We start from the raw sequence: 20137 nt of genomic DNA, 5'->3' as shown, positions 1-20137 counted from the left end.
GCTCATTTGTTTACGCAAGTAATCAATCATCAAAGACAACAACATGAGAAAGAAAATATTATCAATAGCAATGATGTGCCTGGCTGTAATGACAGCTTCGGCGCAAACTGCCAGACAGAGTTCTGACAGTCTTTATATCCAGAAATCATACAGTCAGGAGCAGATGCTCATGCCTGTAAATCCTACATATCTCAAGCATGTAAGCGAAGCAGCCAACTGGGGTAGAAATTGGTTTATAGAAGCAAAGGGCGGAGCTTCAGCTTTTCTTGGGACGCCCATTGGTTGCGGTGACGTGTTCGACCGTGTCACTCCTCTCTTGCAGATAGGAGTCGGCAAATGGTTCACGCCCGCAATCGGTGGACGAATAGGATTTCAGGGACTCAGCTTCAAGAACGCAGAGTTCCAAACGATGAAGTATCAGTTTGTCCATGCAGACTTTCTGTACAACATCACGTCCGGCATCCGTCAGAACGAAAGCGGAATCCCTCTTTGGGATGTGATTCCCTTCGTAGGAGTCGGCATGATTCATAATTCCGACTGGATCAACAACTGTACCTGCCAGGGCGGTTCAAGTGGCAGTCATCCGTTTGCCTTCACCTATGGTGTGGAAGCCCGTTACCGCATCAGCGACCGGGTTCATCTTGTAGGAGAGGTGAGTGGAATGCTGACCGCCAGGAACTTTGACGGCATCGGAACTTCAACCAAGTTCGGCGACAACATGATTTCCGTATCAGCCGGTCTTTCCTTCACGATAGGCAAGACGGGATGGAAGAGAGTAGTGGATGCAACTCCTTACATCGAGCAGAATCTCGCCCTCCAGGACTACATAGCCTACATGAGGGATAGGAATGCTCATCTGGAAAAGCGACTTGCAGGAAATGATGATGGCAAGACCGTCTATCCGAAAAACAGCTACAGCGGTCTCAACTCCCTCCGTGCCCGACTCTCGATGAATGGCAACAGTAAGCAGGGTGCAATGGGCAGCGGTGATGGCAATATGGCTGGTCATGCTGATGGCTATCGCTCAGATTCCCTTTCATCTTCTGACCACCTGAAAGTAAGCATTGGTGTTCCGGTGTATTTCTTCTTCAAGCTCAACACTGATAAATTGGTTGACAAGTCTCAGCTCGTGAACCTCGATGACATTGCGAAGATGGCCAAGCAGGAAAATCTGAAGATTAAAATATCCGGTGCAGCCGATAGTGCTACCGGTACTCAGTCCGGCAACCAGGATTTAGGTAAGCGGCGTGCCAAGTTTATAGCCAAGGCTCTCATCAAGCGAGGTGTAGATAAGAGCCAGATTAAAGCCTACAACTTAGGCGGAATAGACAAATATGCGGCGAATGAGGCAAACCGCTTCACAACCGTTGTCTTGCTGAAATAGGCTGAAACGTGTATTCATGAATACGTGAATACATGTACACATATATACATAATATATACTGAATGTAGCTTTTGAGTAAAAGCACTAAAATTCTTCTCTCATACACCAAGGGGAGTTTGCTCGTGATGAGTAAACTCCCTAATTTTGTTTTAGGAAGATACGGAATTGTACTGGATGTCAGTAATTTATTCTTGGGTATCATTTGAGTATCATCTTCAGTATCAGCTTGGGTATCTTGGGTGCCACTTTGAGTGCCATTACATCATTTCTCTTTACCTCACCTTAACCTCACTTAACCTCACCTTTACCTCAATTTACCTCACCTTAACCTCACTTTATCTCATCTTAACCTCACTTTACTCCATCTTAACCTCACTTTACTCCATCTTAACCTCACTTTACTCCATCTTAACCTCACTTTGCAAGTGACACCTCTCCTTACCAAAATGAAATCTCATGAAATTATAATTTTTCATAAAAAGAACATTATATGATACTTTTCCTTGTTAAATCCAAAAATATTTCTTATCTTTGCACGAAAAGTACAATATAATACACTACTTGATATGAAAATTCAAGAAGTAATGAAATTGCAGCGTAAGGCCTTGGGGATTACCCAGCAAGACCTCGCAGACATGTCTGAGATAGCCATTTCAACCATCAAGAAAATAGAGAGCGGCAAAGGCAACCCATCCCTTTCGACGGTTGAAAAAATCATGGATATCCTTGGCATGGAGGTTAAATATGAGATTCGTCAAACAGTTTAAATATAGTAGGATATGAGAAAAGCTATCGTTTATTGTCACGACAAAGAGGCAGGACTCTTAGAGGAAGCTACTCCTGGCAGAGGTTATACCTTCACATACGACAAGCAGTATATGATGGATAAGACCCACGATCCTGTCTCACTTACCATGCCTTTCAGAGAAGAGCCTTATCAGTCTGATTATCTATTCCCGGTTTTTACCAATATGCTTCCAGAAGGAGCAAACAGAAAGATTGTCTGCAGAAGTTGGCGATTGGATGAGAAGGATTTCTTTGGACTTCTTCTGAAGATAGCAACCCATGATACGATAGGAGCAATAACTGTAAAAGAAGTAGAATCATGAAAGAATTAAATCATTGCCCATCCACCCTTGCAGATGGTTTTTCCACTTACTCTCCTACAGCTTGCAAAAAACTGTTTGATGGTCAGAAAGTGTCGCATTTGCTTGATTTTGAAATAGATGAAATCAGTAAGACATCAGAGACTATGATAGCCATGAGACGTATCTCTGTTTCTGGAGCTCAGGAGAAATTTCCTGCAGTGATAGAAAATGGAATCATCAGAATCTCGCAGACAGATGAACGCTCTCGCTATATACTGAAGCCAGCACCTTGGGACAACACGCTCTATACCAGGAAGCAGATTCCTGCCAATGAGCATCTTACCATGCAAATAGCTTCACAAGTATATGGTATCATTACTGCAGAAAACGGTCTTTGCTTTACCCCTCATGGAGATATGGTATATATTACCAAGAGATTTGACATAGCTAAGGATGGAAGCAAATATCACATGGAGGATTTCGCTTCTCTGGTTGGTAAGAATGAAGCCGAGCAAGGTACTTATTTCAAATATGATGGATGCTTCGAGGATATTGCCTGTGCAATAAAGCGATTTATTCCTGCCTGGATGATAGCCATGGAACGTTTCTTTAAGTTAGTTGTATTCAATTACATCTACGGCAATGGCGACGACCATCTGAAAAACTTCTCCATCATGAGAATTGGCGAGCATTACCAGCTTGCTCCCGCCTATGACCTGATGAACACCTGTCTCCATATCGAGGGCGATGATCTGGGGTTGAATGGAGGGCTTTCCTTGACTCTGGAGAAAAGTGATGTGTATGAGCGAACAGGACATCCATGCCGTCTGGACTTTGAGAGATTCGGAGAACTTATCGGTTTGAAGAAGAAGCGTATAGAAATGATTCTTGACTCTTTTTCTGTCTTGCCTGACGAAGCAGAACATTTGGTCAACAAGTCTTTTTTGACAGACAAGATGAAACGTACCTATTTACGAATAGTCAAAGAACGAATTCAGCGATTCAATCGTAAATCTGAATGAGAAATATTTTGGTTAGGAGAGGTGTCTATCCACGGACTATCTCCCCTGAGCCAAGAAAAGGTTTAGGTAGCCCAACTGACAATAGCGTCCGCAGTGCGGACGCTATTGAATTAAAACTATTATATGTTGGTCATATCTGTATAAAACGTGTTATTGGGTGACATCTTGGGTGACACCTTGAGGGACACCTTGGGGGACATCTTGAGGGACATTGAGTGACATTTTATAGATTCGGTTAGAGCGCATTCGTTTTTATTGCTGTTCTTACAATACTGCTTGAAAAGTAAATCCCCATATTTATTGCATCAAAAAAGACAGCCAACAAAGTGACTGTCTTTAATTGAATGGGATGAATTATCGTCCTCGATGGTAATGTTGCTCTTCTTCCTGAGCAACAACCTCTTCTTTTTCCATTTGCTTGGCAACTTCCTTTACGTCGTCCGTTGCATCTTCTGGGAGACCATAGCGGATGATGTTATCCTTGATTTCCTCTGCGCTTACCTTGCGCATCACATCGTATGTGCCTCCAACAGTCGGATTATATACCACAGCATAATGCTCATCCTCAACAAGGAGATCATCGCCACGGTATTTAGTTGGAGAGAGATTGATTTTGGAGAGGTCAGGAGCATCACCTTGGTCGTATTCCTTAGCCTCAGTAAGGAGTGCATCGTAGTTGCCGTCATTTTTGAACTTGTCGAGACGGTCTGTAGCATCGGTAGTCTGGAGATACGCCACTGAAGCGTAATACATCGTTGGAGCTATCTCTTGCTTCTGCTCAGCCTCTTGACTTTGCTCCTGGTCTATTTTCAGCTGCATGGCATCGATATGCTGGTTGATCATGTGAGAAGCTTTCTTCACATCGGTAAGCGTAGTCTTGATAAACTCAGGTGATTCTTTCAAACTGTCCAACCAGTTTTTCAGATAACTGGCACTGTCTTCCTTCAAGTGCTTGGTCATACCAAAACGCTGGGCCACCAGGGCGGCACTCAGTTCGGCAACTAGTTCCTCACGGGCATATTCTGCGCTTCCGAAAGATGCAGGCTTCAATCTGCCCAAATGGTTCTCTGACCCCGTAGAGTGAGCCATCTCATGTCCGAGATTGGTGTAGAAGGACTCTCCATCCTTGAACTGGCGTTTCTCAGGAATGACAATCTCATTCTTCGAAATGCTGTAGTAGGCATTGTCACCATAGACAGGCTTGATAGGACAGATCCATCCGTTTTCCTTGATCATCTTATCCATGGCAGGGAAAGAGAAGTCATCACCCTGATTCAAAGGTCGGTTCACTCCTGCAGCTGCCTCCAGCTTCTTATAGAGTTCCGGACGAGCCTCCTGCAAGTTGGTCTGCGCCACATTAAACACATTGTAAACCTGCAATTTAGGATATACGTTATACTCCTTGCGTCGCTCCTCGGACATCAGGCGGTAGTCATCGTATTTGATTTTCTCTCTTGTCTCCTTGTTCACAACGGTGAAAGTTGTGATGAAAACCGGGAAACTCTTTTCGCCTTTGAGGATTGTCACCTGAGGCAAAGCTTCTCCGTTGTTGTCCTTCACCTGCTGTCTTCTTCCTTGCTTGTCCTTATTGAAGTTCAGACCGGCCACTCTGTCGAAGGTGCAGAACACAGGCAACTTATAACCCTGCTTCTCACAGTGCATCATGAGCATCAGGGCATTCATGCCGTTATACTCACGCCCCGACAGGTTCTTTGGCCATGTCAGGGAACCTTCAGTGAACCAAGGCTTCTTCCAGTCGTTCTGTAAGGTATTGATTTTCTCAATCATCATCTCGGCAAACTTGTCCAAAGCCCGGTCTTCACTGCTACGGCCATCTGTATTATATTTCTTGTAATCAGCCATAATTATTCATTATTGGTTGGTGGATGCTGCTTTCTTATCCCATGGAGTAAGCTCGGTGATACGGCAAGTGAGGTCGAGGCGGTCGTTGTAGGCTCCCACCTGCAAATCACCCTTGGCATTGATGCCTGCCTTTGCCTGTACCCAGTCTGCCTTTGTGGTGTCGAACTGCATGAAACGAATCCAGGTGTAGGCATAGTTGTCACCGTCTTTCTCGCTGCTGTAGGCAGAGAATAGGGTATAAGGCTTGCCCTTCTTGTCGGTCTTCACATCAACCTGCTTACCGATAGTTCCTCTGAACTCGATGGTGCCGGTGATTGCGTCCTGGCTTCCTGCATTGAAGGTATTCACTCCCGAAGCCGAGAGATTGAGGTAAAGCGCATCGCCTTTCTTATGGAATTGGAGAACTCCTGTCACCTCGATACGGGAACCTACTGGATAGTTGACCAGTTCAGCCTGGTTGTCACCATCCTTGGCCACGCTGATTTCTACAGTCTTGTTGATACCGGTCTTGGCTTGAACCACTACGCTGATTCCAAAAGAGATAAACTGCTTACCTTCCTTGTTGGCACGCATCTGTGCCTGGCGACACACCGTGCCGCATACGGTTACATTACATTTAATCATAATAAACTTGGCTTATTGTTTTACTTCATTATTTGATTTGAACAGATTCCTGTCTGTCCTGCTGATTGTCAACGCCTTTCTGATAGTTCTGTGACATCTGCTGAGAAACTGTCGCTGCCTGGATGATAGAGGCAACACCTCTTCGCTTGTCTTCATCGCTCAGATTGGCATTGCCGAGCGTCTGCTGGAGCTTTGTCATTTCTGCCTGGGTCATTTCTCTTGTAAACTGGACGGTTCCGTTATCTACATGGAGATAAGGCTTTCCATCCTGAATGTTCACGGAACAGGCTTTATAAGAGGGAAGGAGCGAGGAGAGGTCGATGCTCTTGCTGACAACCGAGTCGGTCACTTTTTGCATTTTCTCTTCTTCGCTCTTGTTGTCTATCTGCAGGGCAAGTGCCATGAGAGAGGTGAACATGGTCATAGCCATCTCAATGACAGGGTCATCGCCTGGCATTTTCACTCCGCTGTCCTCTGATGACAGAAGCTTCTTCATCCAGTCTTCAGGACTTTGTGCCGTGTCAGTCACTTCGCCTTGTGAGGCAGGATTGCTAACCTTGTACTGAGCGGTGATGTCCTTGCCGTTGTGGAGAGTCTGCAACTGGATGTTTCCCTTTTGAGAGATTTCTGCAAGATATGCCGCTGGGTCTATATCCCGTGCCTTGCCATCCGCAGAGATGCTTTTCACCCCAAAATGCAGATGCTCACCAGTGGTTCTGGTTCCTGTATTGCCAGTCACGCCCAATCGCTGACCGGCATTTACAGAGTCGCCTATCTTGACGGCAATGCTGCTCAGGTGCATGTAGGTACATTGATACTTGCTGCCGTCATTTCTGTTGTATTCTACAGTTACAGACAGACCACCTGCAGTATTTGGATTGTTATTGACCTGAGTGACCTTGCCCTTGTCTTCCGTTGCCAGTACATTGTCATGCTTGGCTTGAATGTCGATGCCCTTGTGCATTTGCGTGTTGGCAGGATTGAGCGGATCTTTCCTCATTCCGAAGGGTGAGGTGACGAGCATAAACTCGTTTCTCTTCAAGGGATAGGAATACTTTTCGCTCTCAGTAGGCTTTGAAACACTCGTTTTCTGGCTGCTTTGTTCTCTTTGCTGACGAGGATTGGCTTCGGTACCGAAGGATTTGCCTTGCGATTTCATTTCCTTCATGACCATCTGGTCATACTTCTGCAGGTTGTTCTTCTCGATGATGCTTTGAAGACTTGAAGCGTACTTCTTGTTGGAGGCATAACCGGAGTTCTGCAGTCCGTTTGTCCATCCCTTGTAGTCATCGGGGGATAGCTTGAAGAGTGCGCTGTACCTCTTGTTTCCCTTCAGAAACTGGGAATGATGCTCATATGAGTCGCCAACAGAAGCGTATTGACAGAACTTCTCGTTGGGACGGTCGTCGGTATATACGAGGTACTTGCCTCCGTTCTGAACCCAACCGGAAGTTGCCTTGATACCGAAATGATTGTTTCCCTTTCGGGACAACTCGCTCTGTCCGCTTGCACTCTCGCAGATACCTTGTGCAAGGGTGACAGAAGCAGGTATGCCATATCGGCGCATCTGCTCCATGGCATACTCTGCATATTGTTCTACATATTCTTGATTCCTTGACATGATGATTACATATTATCTGTGTATTCCTGAAGAATTGTTCTGTTCCTGCTGAGGACTCTCTACCTTGGAGGGAGAAATTTCCTCAGTAGCACGTTTGGGGGCTTCCAACTGGTCGCAGATGGCAACCCGTTCTCCTGCACGGATGAGTTTCGGCAGATAGGTGTCGAGAGCATGATATGGGAAACCAGCCATGGACAGAGGCTTGCCGTCAGCATCCTTGGTATGGGAACTCTTGGTGAGTGTGATGCCCAGGATTTTTGAAGCTTTCTCTGCATCCTGGCTATAGGTCTCGTAGAAGTCTCCACAACGGAAAAGTAACACAGCATCAGGATGTTTACCTTTTAGCTCGTAGAATTGCTTTAACATCGGAGTCATTGCTACAACGGCAGCCTTTGTCTCAGCCTTCGTCTTCTCTTCCTTTGCCTTTTCTTCCTTCTGCTTCTGCTCTTTCTTTTCTGTAGTTTCCTCTTCCTGTTCCTCCGTAGCCTTGTCTTCCTCTTGCTGAACGGTGTTCTGCTTTACCTCATTGCTCTGGGCTTCCTGCTCCGATTTTTCAGTGCCTACAGCTACCGCATCGGTCCGGTCTTTGCGCAGTACATCGGCAAAAAGACTGGCAGCAAGGTGTTTCTTGTAATCCTGCATGTTCTCGGCGAGCCACATACGTTGCCACTGGGATGGTGAAATCTCACGAGGTTTGAGCTTTTCACCATTCACTGTAGGCATACAGAGGATGACACTCGGCTGATTGTCCGTCTCTTTGGTCTTGAAGATGTTGACACGTTGGATTTTGTCCACTTCTTCGGCAGGAACGTTGCTCTTGAAAAGGTCAACCTTTATTTCCGGCTTATTGGAAGCTTCCATGTAGTATTTCTGTGCCATGTCCTGACGCATAGTGTCTGAAAGCTCCTCGTCTCCTTGCTTTACTGTGGTGAAGAACAGGTTGACATCGGCCTTGTCTGGATATACGCTGAAAGCCTTTTCATTCTCAGGTTTCAGATAGAGAGCCCACTTGCCTTCATCGTCACGCAGCATCAGGATCTTGTCGAAGTCCACGGCTCCAGAGCGTTTCACTGCATCTGAGACATCAAGCAGGGTGATGGTCTCCAGGCTCCAGTTGTTGAGTCTGGCAACAGAGACTGCCTTGCCGTCAAAGAAACTGTCGTCAGGACGGTAGCCCATGGAACCATCAACATTGTAGAAGGTGACAGTTTCATATCCTTCCTTCTGTAGGGCATGCTCGATACGTCCTTTCTTCATGCCAGGGATGTCGTTATCCATACCTAAGGATGCACCTTCCGGAAGTACCACGTCAGCCATCTTACCCTCTGCGTCCTTTACGAGGACAAACTCCTTGGTGGACTTGTTGGGAAGGGTCTTGATCTCGTCAGCCACATAGTAGTGCTTTGGAAGGATGCTCTTGATGGCATCTGCCTGGTTTCTGGCAGTCTTGCTGTTCAATTCAACCTTTTCGCCACGTTCTGCCTTGTGGAGCATATCCACGGCATTGTTGACATCTCTCTCCAGTATATCAATGAGACATGGGTTCTCTTTCAGTTCTCTTGACCAATAATCGGTCATAGCCATGCTTTCCGGGGAGAGCTTGGCTGAGATTCCCAATTCCTGAAGCTTTACGGCTGTAGCAACCTCTGTGACCAGACGCTCCTGCTTCATGGCATCCTCTGCAGAGACCTTTCCGTTCTTCGTTACCATACCTTCACGAGCCAGTCGTTGCCCATGCCCAGTGGCTGTAACAAGTAGCGATACTGCATCACGGGCATAATCCTCATAGTGTTCGTATGAAGATGCCTTGGGCAGGAAGACAATGTCTTTCTTGCTGTCGTAATGTGCCACACCTGTAGAGTCACTGCGGATTTCGACCATGTTCTTACGTGCCTTCTCCAGAAGTTCTTCTACACTGTTGCGAATGGCTGTGGAGGCTGACTCTACATCCTTTCGGTCGTTCAACCTGCCATATTCCTGGACTGTTGCTTCAAAGGCGGTCTTGTCAACCATGGGTAGGGTAGTCTGCTCGATATTGAACAAGGCTCTTACTTCACGGCTTCTGATACCTTTGTAATCTGCTTGCTTGTCTGAAGGGAGAGCCTGGTAGTCTGCACGGCTGATTTTGTCCTCAGGGTTGTGCTTGTTGACATACTCGTTCCAGTTGTACCAGAGGAATGGTACTCCTTTCTCTTTTGATTGAACAGACTCGCCACGTTTCTTCGCTTCCGAAAAAAGCGTATATTGGTTGGTCTTGTAGCCGTTTTGAGCGGCGTGCATTCCTAAGATGATGGCATTGAAGGCTGATACCTGCAAATGCTTCTGGTAGAGTCCAGGAGCCTTGCGACCATTGTTGTCCAGCCAAATGCCATTATCTTCCTTGGCTTTCCCGAACGCCTTGGTGAACAGTTCCACCTGACGTTCTGCTGCCATCTTTTCTTGCTGATTCTTTTCTGTCATGGATATGATGTTTTTGTGATCATTGCTTATAGCCAAGAACACCAAGAACCTTGGTCTCGGCTATGGATTTGATTTCCCACTCTGTCACACTGCTGCTCATGTGCTGACGTAGCATGCGGTCTGCTTCCTTTGTCGAAGGAGCATTGACGTAGATGGTCTGTGGTGAGAACTTCTTTACGCCAGTGTCTTCATCCTCAGTGACAGGGGAGACGACGGTCTTGTACCAGTGGCTGCCTTCATTCTCGTCTTCTTTCAGAATCTCCGTGATAGGTTCACGTGAGATGGCCGTGATGTCGAAGTCTCTGGTACCGATAAGCTCTGTAGCAGCTTTGGTGGCACGTTTCTCTGTCTCGGTGAAGCTCTCGGCATCTACCAGGTATTCTTCACTGACTTTCTTATTCTTTCCGGTGTCAAGGGCTTTACCGTATTTGACACGGAATTTATACCAGTATCTTTTCATCTTTGTTCTATGTTATCTTTGAGCAAGTGGTCTCTCGATGACTGTCTGTCGTTCGCCAGCCTCGTATTTCTCGGATGCTATCTGTCGCATCTGGTCGTTCTTGGTCAATACCGCATTGACAAGGGTGTTGAGAGGCAGCGCTCCTTGACGGTAGGCATCCACAACTTTTTCTGGAAGGGCTATGGTGCAGGGCACTCTGTCAATGGTTGCAATCAGGCAGTTGGCTCTTATCTCCGGATTCTGGATGCGTGCATTCAGAGGCTCTTCGGGATAGATACGATAGTTGACTCTGCCACCAGCTTGTTGCGGATGATCCTGTGCCTTGAAGTTGTCCAAGGCTTCATGTCCTGCCTTATTGAGAAGATTCATGCCTCCCATGCCAATGAGCACCATTTTGAGAATCGGGTTCTTGACAAACATACCTGCAACAATGCTTGCAATAGGCATCATGTTGTCCTTGATATTGATGGACTTGATCTTACCGGTGAACATGCCGACGAGCATATCAGGAAGCATGGCCAATACATATCCAAGATTATGGCCTATGTCACTGATACCGTTGAGGCCGAATGATGTGAGAAGCCCTTGCCAACCGTTCATGTTAGTCTGTTCGGGCTGCGTGTTATTGGCTTCACCTTCAGATTGGTTCACTCCTTCTGTTGGTTTTGCCTGCTGTGCTCCTTCCTCAGATTGTGGCTTGTTCTGCGGTTTCTGCTCCGCTTGTTTCTTCTTTTCCTGCTGCGTTCGTCTGTATTCATCCTCCTTTCCCGGTGCAATGATCATGGGAACATCGGAACGGTCATTGAGTTTGTCACTAACATGGGTGACGAGCATGTCGCTTCCAATCCATGTGGCGGCAGTCTTCAAGCCACCTCCCAATCCTCCCATACAGGCAAGGTCGGTTACAGAGCCAAGGGCTATACCAGCGTTCTTTTCCCAGACCGATGGCTTATACCGCTTCTCTGCCTCCGAGTCAATCTTGTGCTCCAATGGCGATTTTGCGACTTCCTGCGGTAGGTAGAAGATGGTACTGGTGGCAGCCTTTCGCATGATGTAGTCGATGGATGATTTCGGTATTTTGTCCTTTATCATCTTGTCGATCATCTTCTGTTCCATGGAAGCATTGACCGTGATATGCTGTCGCTTCAACTCTTTCTTGACCATCGCAATATAGTCTTCCGTGGTTTTGGATGTCCATTTGCCTGTGTATTTGAGAGTGTCATTTTGCGCCTGCATGGATGCCATACCACCGTCAGGTCCAGCTGCTGCTGCCATCAGACCTGCAAACGAATTGGAGTTTGACCGCAACTCGTCTGCAAGCTTGTTCTGCAGGTCATTCCGAACTTTATTCATTATCGGTATGACCTTAGTATTGAATATCTTATCCTGTTTTGACTCTACCATAGCTTTATGTTTACAAGTTTAATTGGTTGAGGATTTGTTCCCTGGTCTGTTCGATGGCGTTGTGATAGACTTCCATCTGTTTCGGGAAATATTCTTCCAGCCATTCGTCCTTCTCGATGTTGTCGTTGATGAACTTGATGGCCAGATTTCTTTCTATCTCAATAGCTGCTTCGCCTTTCTCGCTGTTGTTGAACCAAGCCTTAGTCCACCATCTGATTCCCGATTTATCGGGATAGACGCTCACCAGGCGTGGAATGTCGAAGCTTTGAACATCGATGTCCAGTTCTGCCAGTGGGTCAACTATTCCGCTTGTCGCTATTGCCCGGTCTTGTGCTTTTTTTTTTCGATGGCGCTCATGCTCGACAGAAAGATCTGATGGCGCAAGGCGAGATAGTTGAGGAAATCTCCAATGAGGAGGTTCTGTACTCGCTCGGCTATTGGAATGCTTCTAGATCCCATTCCCAATGGATTCGCCATGGAAGGCAGAGTTTCATAGAAGTAATTCTTCATGGCCGACATGGTGAAGATGTTGCGAAGTGCAAGTTCTGTATGCTCTGGTAGGGCATAGATGCCTTGGCTCATGTCGCTCATGTAGTCGGGGAAGAAGCGCATCATGAGGTCTTCAATCTCCTTCTGGTCTTTGTCATACATGGTATGAACATCCATGTCAAGGGTAACGAACTGAGGTGCAGCACCTGGCTTGCCGTTCTGTTCCATCACTTTCAGATTGCTATAGATCATGGTGAGGAACTCCAGTGGATTGAGTTCTTCGCCCTTGTATTTGACTTCTACATGGAGGGACTTGGCACTGACGGCGATGACTTGCCCTGCCTTTACCTCTTTGCCGTAGTTGGCAAACACGTTGCTCAGGTGGGCATAGGTCACTTCATAGTCACCGTATCTGGTAATCTGGTAGATGCCATGAATGGCATCGTTGCCCAGACCTGTCACCTTGCCGGTAGCTACAGCAGACAGCAGATAGTTCCTGACCTTGAAGTCAACTCCATGATGGAAAAATGACTCTCCAGTGTGCGGATGCTTCTGTTTGCCGTAGCCCAGGGACATGGTCACTTCTCCGTTTCTTTCCTCGAATGGCATGCAATAGCCACTGTCGGAATGCAGTATCATTTCTTGTGTATAGTGCATTGTATAATACTTTATTATAGTGTTTGTTATCTTCGTCTGCTTACAGTATTGGTTTGTTCTACTTCTTGCTGCTTTTCTTCTTCCTTGTGGTTGCTTGCCTTACGGCCACTGTTGCCACCAAGTAGGCTGCTTAGATTGGCATTGTTGCCTATCATCATCATTCCGAGAACGGCTCCAGCTATCTTGCCTAACCATCCGAAGCGACCGAAGACGAGGAGGGCAGAGACCACAAGTCCTACAAGGCTGAGACCTGAAACGTTGCCTTTGCCGATGTTGCTGAAGAAGTTTCCGAACATGTCACCACCATGACCAGAGAACATGGCTCTAAGGAAGCCAGACATCCCGCTCCACTTGGAATCCACGCTGCTGATAGCCCCATTAACATTGTCAGAGAGTCCTGTAACAGAGTCTTTCAAGTCTTTCACGCCATCGCCAATCCCAGATACGGTGTCGCCAATCTTCTTGGTGGTGTCTTCTCCTATGACGGCATCGCTGACAATGCCAACAACGCTTTTGTCCGTGGTGAGCTTCTCCCAACCAATGTAACCGAGACTTCCTCCGACTACTGCGCTTTTAGTGGCAGTACCTACGCCTTTCAATGTCTGCTGAGGATGAAGCACAGCACTGCCCACAGTGTGTGCAGTTGCACTGGTCATCCTTCCTCCCAATCGGAGGGTTGATTTTAAAAATGAACCCCAACCCATAATGCTTTTTATTTCTAAATTATTGTACTATTGTTTGTTAACCGAATATATTGAACCTTTACTTCATTGTCTTGCATTCCTTCGCCATCGTTCTTTGCATCGCTGTACAATGGTAGGCTTGTCAACTTCACTCCTGGCTCCATAGTCTATTTCTGCCCATACGTCTGACAGTCTGGTATATTTCACTGCCCGTATCAACCGTTTGAGTTTCTGGTTCATCAGTTTGAGTTTCGGTCGTATGCCAAAGACTATCTCCAGTCGCTGCTTCTCTGTCATCTTGCTATTAGAGAGGCATACCTGCCTAACGTCATTGACTATCTCGACACTGCTCATGACAAGTTCCCGATAGAGCTTATTTCTATTTGCCGATAGAGCTACGGCCAGAGCATTGGTCGTCTGATGGCTGAGCTGGTGGCTGTAAGTGCCGAGCTGTCCAACGAGTCGGTCTATCTCATGATAGAAACCATAGATCTGAGCTGCATAGCTGATGATGCTGTTGAACCGGTCAAGATAGTTATTGAACTCCTTCTGTAGCTTGGTTGTACCTTCTACCTCTTCCTTGATCCATATATGGCCTGTAGAAACAAGTTGCATCATCTGTTCCTGCTGCTTCAACTCTTTCTTGGCTTTGTCGGTATATTGGAATATCATACCTGCCAGGACAGGGTCATTGCCCTGGGCACGGAGAAAACTCCCATCCTGCCCATCAAAGGGAAGAATGAGAGAAAAGAGAAGTAATATGAGAGCATAGAGACGTTTCATAAATGTTATCCTCAAATAATCTTTCTTATGGTGTTACAACTCTGGCGCATCTGCGCCATCTGCCAAGGGCTTGACTGGCTATTTCGGCATTGCTCCGGTCGAGCATTCCTGCCGTGACATTGTTCCAGACATCGGCCATGGTGTAGTATCTGATGCTTAGACATAGCCTTGACAGCTTCTTGTTGAACTGTGCCAGACGGTCGTTCAGTTCCCAGAGGGTTTTGCTTCGTTCTGCACCAGTGAGCATATTCTCATTGCCACCTTTGGCTATGGCATCCTTTAAAGTGGTATATATCGTGACGAGCTCTGTGGCCGTCTCGATATAGAGATTGTTCATGCTCGCTGTCGCCACAATGCCCTGTGGGTTGCTTGCTATGGCCTTCTTCAGATTGCACAAGTTGATGAAGATCCTCACACCGTCATCATAGAGCGAGGTGCAGGCTTTCAACGTGGAAGCATAACCCGATGCCGTTTTCAAATAGCTGTTGTACTTCTTTTCCCATTTGTGAATCTGCGAGAACTCGGCTGCGATGGTGTTCTGCAGGAATGCAGTCTTCTGCTGGTCTTCTATCTGGCTCTTGATTTGACCGTTGATACGTTCGTTTCCCTCAGCCAAGGCAACATACTCCAATGGATTGCTGGAGGCAACCTGAGCATGAGCTATAGTAGGCAGCAGCATTAACGCCAAGGTAATGGTTGCAACAACCTTGCTTCTTCTGTTATCTGTTGGTAATTTCATATATGCCTTTTCTCTTTTTGTTGTATTCTACACGTTCACGGATGATTCTCACCACGTCCAACCTTTCTTTCACACCGTAGATGTCCAGTTTGGGATTGGAGCGGTCTCCGCTGAATATCCATACTGTCTTTAAGCCGAACAACTGTTCCAGGATGTCACGGTTCTCGCTGAAATCTATCACTCGGTACAGCTCGATGTAGTCACTGGTTCTGGTCAGTACTCCATGCTGGATGATGAGCTGCTCAGAGGTGATGATGTATCTGAGTTTGTAGAGATATAAGCATCTATAGAGCATGATGCAGGTCATCACACCTCCAAGTACCACGAAAGGCATCTTGTAGGTGATGCTTTCGTGACCGGCAACAAGGAACAGGGCACAGCTGATGATGAACGACATCCCTTGCGAGATGATATACTGCGCCCAATGAGGGCGTAGGGTGATGATGTTGTATCGTCTGATTGGGTCTGCCATATTCATTATCGTTTAAATCCATGATGTTTGGTTTCCTCGTTCTCTTCTTGCCGTTCAATGGTTAAGTCCACACCGTTCTCGTCAAATGCGGTCTCTACTACGTCGGTCATAGAGAACTGTTTCTTGTCAAGTAGCTCATCGTTGAAGTCCTTGTAGCCTTCCGATGGCTCTTCCCGTATAATCTTCACGGGAACGAGGTCTTGGTCTTCGTGCAGGTTGAGCTTCTGTATCAGTGCATCCTTGAAGTCCTTGAAAGCTTTATTCATCTTGTCAGCAGCTTCCTGCTTGTCTTCTTTACACAAGAAGGGAGAGTAGTGATACTCCAATGCCTCTTCTTTTGCAGAATCGTAAATTAGGTAGAGCTGTTTGAGTTCTTGGGGTAGTAAGCTGTAGTTCTCATCATTGAAACTTAGCAGTTCCTTGATGTTTCTCGGCTGTTTGTCGAAGCTTTCCATGAACTCCCTCATTTCAGCAGGTACATTTCCTGGAGCTACAGGACTCTGTTTGCTTGCTATATCCTTGAAGTTTGCCACAAACTGCTTTCCTGCCACATCCTTGTCAAAGCCAAGGTGGAAGGTGGCTTGGGGTGCTGCTTTCAGCAATCCCTGTATCTGCCCATAGCTTGGGTTACCTCCAGTAGAGACATAGACTCCGGCTTTCAGATCCTGCCGTCCACGCTGGTCCAATCCTGATTCCTTGCGCATCTGCAGCTGGTAAAATGCCATGGCATCGTATGCGCTTTCAAAGACAAGTACGATACGGGCATCCTGGAGTGCCGTATTCTTGGGACTTGCCATCCATAATCCTTCGCTGGCGTTGGTGCCGATAGCCATGCCTTTTCGGGCAGAACCGTCCTTTCGTGGATAGCCTCTTTCCTCTAAGCCTACACATTTGTCCGGTTGCCCAGGGATGTACATGGGGAAGGAGAGATTCTTATAGGTGCTGCCATCTTTTGCTGTTTTCGATGCGAGGAAGAAGCTGTAATGGAAGGCACAACGGGTGGCGAAATCAATTCCTCTTGACTTGAAGAAGGCGTAGAACGGCTTCTGTGACTCGAAGTCTTTGGGATTGAAACGGTCAATCTTGTAGTCATTGATATCAAATGGCTTGCTGCTGACAGTTGGATTATGCACGTCCTGACTCCGATGTTCTACCGGGATGTTAAGCAGGCGTTGGCAGACCTTATGGACAAGGGCTGATTCCTTGATGCCATACTTGTACTCCTTGAAAAGGTCTGGATGTTCCCAGATGAAGGAGGTAACAGAGTAGAGCTTGATGATTGGCGGCTGGAAACAGCAGTTTTTGTTGGGCATGACAATGTACTTGTCTCCACTGATTCTTTTTCCGTCGCTGCCCAGACGTACATACGCAGGATAGCGCAAGCCATCACGCTTGTAAAACGTGTAGCCTGCGTCCTCCAATACGTCCTTGATGTTAAGACGGCTTCTGTAGTCTGCAAATGTCTGTTCGTCTGTCATCTCTTGAATGTGAATTATTGTTTATCTGCCATGACCTAAGCCTACACAGTGTTCTCCTGCATTGAGTCCTGCATCGAAGGCTCGTGAAGCAAGGTCTTGCGGTGAATCCACGCTGCCCTTGAAATAGACATGTGGCCCATGGGCATGGTCATGATGGTGTTCTACAAATACTGCCGGTGCTGGACGGTCTCTGCCCAGTTCGCTCATCACAGCAAGTCCTGCAAGGAGAGCTCCTCCAATCTGAGCCCCGATATTCTTGCCTTCTCCAGGGATGGTTTTCATATCCACCTCCTTGAAGATGTGGGAAAAGAGTTTCATGCGGTGGTAGTCATCGATAGCCATGAACTTGTCATACTGCTTTTGGGTAATCTCATGGCTGATGCTCTCTCCGTTGATGACGGCTGTCATGCGAAACTTGGCGTTGCCTTTCTCATCTTTCTGGATTTCTCCCTGCTCATTACGCACTGGTTCAACCTTGATGTCATCAACCTGAACCTCTCTGCCATGCTTGCCTTCACGGAACCATCCCTTGCTTTCGTTCTGCTCATACAGGCTATTGCCATCTACATGGGCAACACTGCGGTCTTCTGGCTCAATAGTAATCTGGTCGCCATTAGATGGGAGTGACTGGTCAATCACCATCTGTTGGCGGTTGTTGAGTTCTGCCTCAATCTCTGGTCTGAGCTTCAAGCTGATCTGCTCTTTGGAATTGAGCATATCCATCGTCAGTTTGTCCTGGAAATCGTTTCTGATGGCATTGTTGATGATGTCGATACGGTTCTGGACTGGTACTTGCTTGATGGAATTGTTGGTCAACTTCTTCACCTCATCCTCAGTGAGATCATAGACAAAATCCTGCTTGGCAGCTGTGGACTGGATGGTCAGAGTCTTGTTGGCTGCATCTACGATAATGCCATGAGACGAAAGACACTCCTGCCATTTGTCATTGCTGAAATAGACCTTGGAGGTGATGAGTTCTTTGTATGGCTTGGCAGGTTCCTGGGGACGTGGACGAACCACTACAGGGGTAATGACTGATTGCAGGTCTGCCAACACATCCTGCGAAGGTTGCTGTACCATGTTTTGCTGACCACCTTTATAATAGAAGCCATAACCGCCATTTTGCAACTCGCCCGGCTTCATTCTGCCATCAGGACGTTCTGGTACGATCGGAGCACCCTGCATGAACATGGCTCCTCCAACTCTGCGCATGTGGAATCCTTCCTGACAACGTGGAGTCCAACCGAGGAATCTTCCGTGATATGGATCCATCATCATGTGGGCATGTCGTTTGTTCCAGGGAAGTCTGCCGTATTCGCCAACGCCTATGCGGTAGCCGTGGAGTCCCATGGCAACACGGCCATTGGCATTTCTGGCATGAACGAAGTCACGTGGCATGTAGAAATCATTCTTCACGAGTTCTGCCACGGTGTTATAGGCTTGCTTGTTGGCTGAGTTTGCTCCCCAGTCAACCAAGGCCCTGTGCTGCTGTGCTGTGATGGCGTAGGTCAGCAGAGGGGAATCGTGACCTTGAACAGCCAACTGATAACCTTCTCCTTGTCTGATGATATGTGCTTGCATACCATTCTTTCTGAGAATCTCCTGAAGCTCTGGAGCCAGGTCTCTGCCTACTGGTAATGCATTTGATCTGATAGACATATTCTAATGCTGTTTATTGTTTCTGTACTGTGTGATTATTCGCCAGCTTCAATCTGCTCGCCCTTCCAATCGACAAATTCCTCTGCCGACTCCTCATTGACAATGAGATCCTTCTCTTTGCAGAAGGCAGTGTATTCCTCCTGCCATTCAGGGGAGTGGTGGTTGATGTAGTCAAGCCAGCCATATTCTCCGCTCTGGACTTTCTCCACGAGCACGTCTTCTGGATAGTACTTTACATTTGCCATGAAATCTTGTTTTATGGGTTAATACTTTGGGTTATCGCTGCATCATGCGCATACCCAGTTTCTTCTGTTCGTTCCACATCTCTTCGGTATAGTTCTCTTCTGGGATGTAGTCGAGATTGCCATCTTCATCCATAGTCCAACAGCCGAAGATGCCAAAGTTGAACTTATCCCAGTCACGCTTGGCTTCTCTCTTCCAGACAAGTTCGTTGCCTGCTGCGAAACGGATGCCGGTGTTGGAGTTGAGGTCGATACCGATGGATTGTTCCTCGTCATCCTCTACGATGGTAAGAATGTCACCATTCTGCAACTTCTGCATCTCTGCGCCAGTAAGGTGGTAGCGGTCTGCTACATACTGGATGTTTCTGCCGATGACTGGGGTTGGAACACTGAGCACCTGCTTGCTTTCTGGATCAAGCTGGAAGAAACACTTACTGCCGAGTTCCTTGCCAACCTCGTTGCTCTCCAAATGGCCAACGATAGGCTTTCCTGCAACAAGGTTCTTCTCCTGCTGCTCGTTGAAGAGTTTCAAGTCCAACTCATCGAGCTGTGGATAGAAAAGCACGTCAACGCCACCTTCGGCTGTTCTTACCAGGCTGAATCTGGTTCGTGCTTTGACTTCCTCACCATCATCGGCTGTGATATGAACTGGCAGGACTGGCGACTTGCGGCCATTGTAGATGTTCTGGAGGACATCGGTGGGTAAGTCGTCAATCATTGTCTGGGTGAGTCCGAAACGTTCAAGGATGCCATAAGGCATCTCGTTCTCATCGAAATTGTAATTCATTTGCTTCTGTTTTATTCGTTTTTTATTTGGTGGCTGACCTATGACAAGTCTTATTCAGACTGCGCTTAAAGCCAAACCGACAACAAAGTTACATTGTAGATATAGAAGAAGTTAAACATGTACGTTAGTATCATCAAAGTTTTATAGATAGTTATGAAAGTAGTATGATTATTCTTCAATTATCATACTATAAACATAAATAAAGTTAGATATAATAGGGAA

The 20137-nt window shown here is 46.9% G+C and carries 20 protein-coding genes; 4 read left to right on the top strand and 16 right to left on the bottom strand.

The features are described from left to right. Nucleotides 1-43 precede the first annotated feature (43 nt). From KUA46_RS05485 to KUA46_RS05470, 4 genes are all read left to right on the top strand, one after another. Nucleotides 44-1384: an OmpA family protein gene (locus KUA46_RS05485; RefSeq protein WP_218486614.1), complete on the top strand. Its 1341-nt coding sequence runs from the start codon at nucleotides 44-46 to the stop codon at nucleotides 1382-1384. Between the two features lie 566 nt (nucleotides 1385-1950). Further along, complete coding sequence (locus KUA46_RS05480) at nucleotides 1951-2151, top strand: helix-turn-helix domain-containing protein (RefSeq protein WP_040553377.1); 201 nt, start codon at nucleotides 1951-1953, stop codon at nucleotides 2149-2151. A gap of 12 nt (nucleotides 2152-2163) precedes the next feature. Beyond that, entirely contained in the window at nucleotides 2164-2493 is a 330-nt protein-coding gene (locus KUA46_RS05475; protein ID WP_218486613.1) for a HipA N-terminal domain-containing protein, read from the top strand. After that, entirely contained in the window at nucleotides 2490-3494 is a 1005-nt protein-coding gene (locus tag KUA46_RS05470; RefSeq protein ID WP_218486612.1) for a type II toxin-antitoxin system HipA family toxin, read from the top strand. The genes KUA46_RS05475 and KUA46_RS05470 overlap by 4 nt, the downstream gene beginning before the upstream one ends. Nucleotides 3495-3848: 354 nt before the next feature. On the opposite strand, the gene KUA46_RS05465 is transcribed toward KUA46_RS05470, so the two are convergent. From KUA46_RS05465 to KUA46_RS05390, 16 genes are all read right to left on the bottom strand, one after another. Continuing rightward, complete coding sequence (locus KUA46_RS05465) at nucleotides 3849-5357, bottom strand: zincin-like metallopeptidase domain-containing protein (protein ID WP_218486611.1); 1509 nt, start codon at nucleotides 5355-5357, stop codon at nucleotides 3849-3851. 9 nt (nucleotides 5358-5366) lie between these two features. Continuing rightward, entirely contained in the window at nucleotides 5367-5981 is a 615-nt protein-coding gene (locus tag KUA46_RS05460; protein ID WP_218486610.1) for a hypothetical protein, read from the bottom strand. Between the two features lie 28 nt (nucleotides 5982-6009). Then, nucleotides 6010-7602: a glucosaminidase domain-containing protein gene (locus tag KUA46_RS05455; protein ID WP_218486609.1), complete on the bottom strand. Its 1593-nt coding sequence runs from the start codon at nucleotides 7600-7602 to the stop codon at nucleotides 6010-6012. Nucleotides 7603-7614: 12 nt separating this feature from the next. Continuing rightward, entirely contained in the window at nucleotides 7615-10062 is a 2448-nt protein-coding gene (locus KUA46_RS05450; protein ID WP_218486608.1) for a zincin-like metallopeptidase domain-containing protein, read from the bottom strand. Between the two features lie 19 nt (nucleotides 10063-10081). Next, a complete protein-coding gene (locus tag KUA46_RS05445; protein WP_218486607.1) occupies nucleotides 10082-10522 on the bottom strand; it encodes a DUF4494 domain-containing protein in 441 nt (146 codons plus the stop codon). A 12-nt stretch (nucleotides 10523-10534) separates the two neighbouring features. Beyond that, entirely contained in the window at nucleotides 10535-11926 is a 1392-nt protein-coding gene (locus tag KUA46_RS05440) for a hypothetical protein (protein WP_218486606.1), read from the bottom strand. Between the two features lie 10 nt (nucleotides 11927-11936). Beyond that, a complete protein-coding gene (locus KUA46_RS05435) occupies nucleotides 11937-12218 on the bottom strand; it encodes a hypothetical protein (protein ID WP_094880505.1) in 282 nt (93 codons plus the stop codon). A gap of 23 nt (nucleotides 12219-12241) precedes the next feature. After that, nucleotides 12242-13072, bottom strand: a complete 831-nt coding sequence (locus tag KUA46_RS05430; protein WP_218486605.1) for a M23 family metallopeptidase — start codon at nucleotides 13070-13072, stop codon at nucleotides 12242-12244. Between the two features lie 26 nt (nucleotides 13073-13098). Then, nucleotides 13099-13776, bottom strand: a complete 678-nt coding sequence (locus KUA46_RS05425) for a hypothetical protein (RefSeq protein ID WP_218486604.1) — start codon at nucleotides 13774-13776, stop codon at nucleotides 13099-13101. Between the two features lie 63 nt (nucleotides 13777-13839). Next, nucleotides 13840-14538 carry a hypothetical protein gene (locus KUA46_RS05420; RefSeq protein WP_218486603.1) on the bottom strand — a complete coding sequence of 233 codons (699 nt, stop codon included), beginning with the start codon at nucleotides 14536-14538 and terminating at the stop codon, nucleotides 13840-13842. A gap of 25 nt (nucleotides 14539-14563) precedes the next feature. Then, nucleotides 14564-15277 (bottom strand): hypothetical protein, encoded by a 714-nt coding sequence (locus KUA46_RS05415; protein WP_218486602.1) that lies wholly within the window; start codon nucleotides 15275-15277, stop codon nucleotides 14564-14566. Further along, a complete protein-coding gene (locus KUA46_RS05410; protein WP_218486601.1) occupies nucleotides 15258-15749 on the bottom strand; it encodes a PH domain-containing protein in 492 nt (163 codons plus the stop codon). Before KUA46_RS05410 ends, KUA46_RS05415 begins: the two co-directional genes overlap by 20 nt. A gap of 5 nt (nucleotides 15750-15754) precedes the next feature. After that, complete coding sequence (locus KUA46_RS05405) at nucleotides 15755-17227, bottom strand: toprim domain-containing protein (RefSeq protein WP_218486600.1); 1473 nt, start codon at nucleotides 17225-17227, stop codon at nucleotides 15755-15757. 21 nt (nucleotides 17228-17248) lie between these two features. Then, nucleotides 17249-18886 carry a hypothetical protein gene (locus tag KUA46_RS05400; RefSeq protein ID WP_218486599.1) on the bottom strand — a complete coding sequence of 546 codons (1638 nt, stop codon included), beginning with the start codon at nucleotides 18884-18886 and terminating at the stop codon, nucleotides 17249-17251. A gap of 35 nt (nucleotides 18887-18921) precedes the next feature. Continuing rightward, on the bottom strand, nucleotides 18922-19131 hold the full coding sequence (locus KUA46_RS05395; protein WP_117695413.1) for a hypothetical protein: 210 nt from the start codon (nucleotides 19129-19131) through the stop codon (nucleotides 18922-18924). 31 nt (nucleotides 19132-19162) lie between these two features. Beyond that, nucleotides 19163-19915, bottom strand: a complete 753-nt coding sequence (locus tag KUA46_RS05390; RefSeq protein ID WP_218486598.1) for a DUF4099 domain-containing protein — start codon at nucleotides 19913-19915, stop codon at nucleotides 19163-19165. Between the last annotated feature and the right edge of the window lie 222 nt (nucleotides 19916-20137).

This window comes from Segatella copri (assembly GCF_019249765.2).
In the GTDB taxonomy this organism is placed as follows: Bacteria; Bacteroidota; Bacteroidia; order Bacteroidales; family Bacteroidaceae; genus Prevotella; species Prevotella copri_K.
The sequence above is the reverse complement of the archived record's forward strand: the minus strand, read 5'-3'. Positions and strand labels throughout refer to the sequence as shown.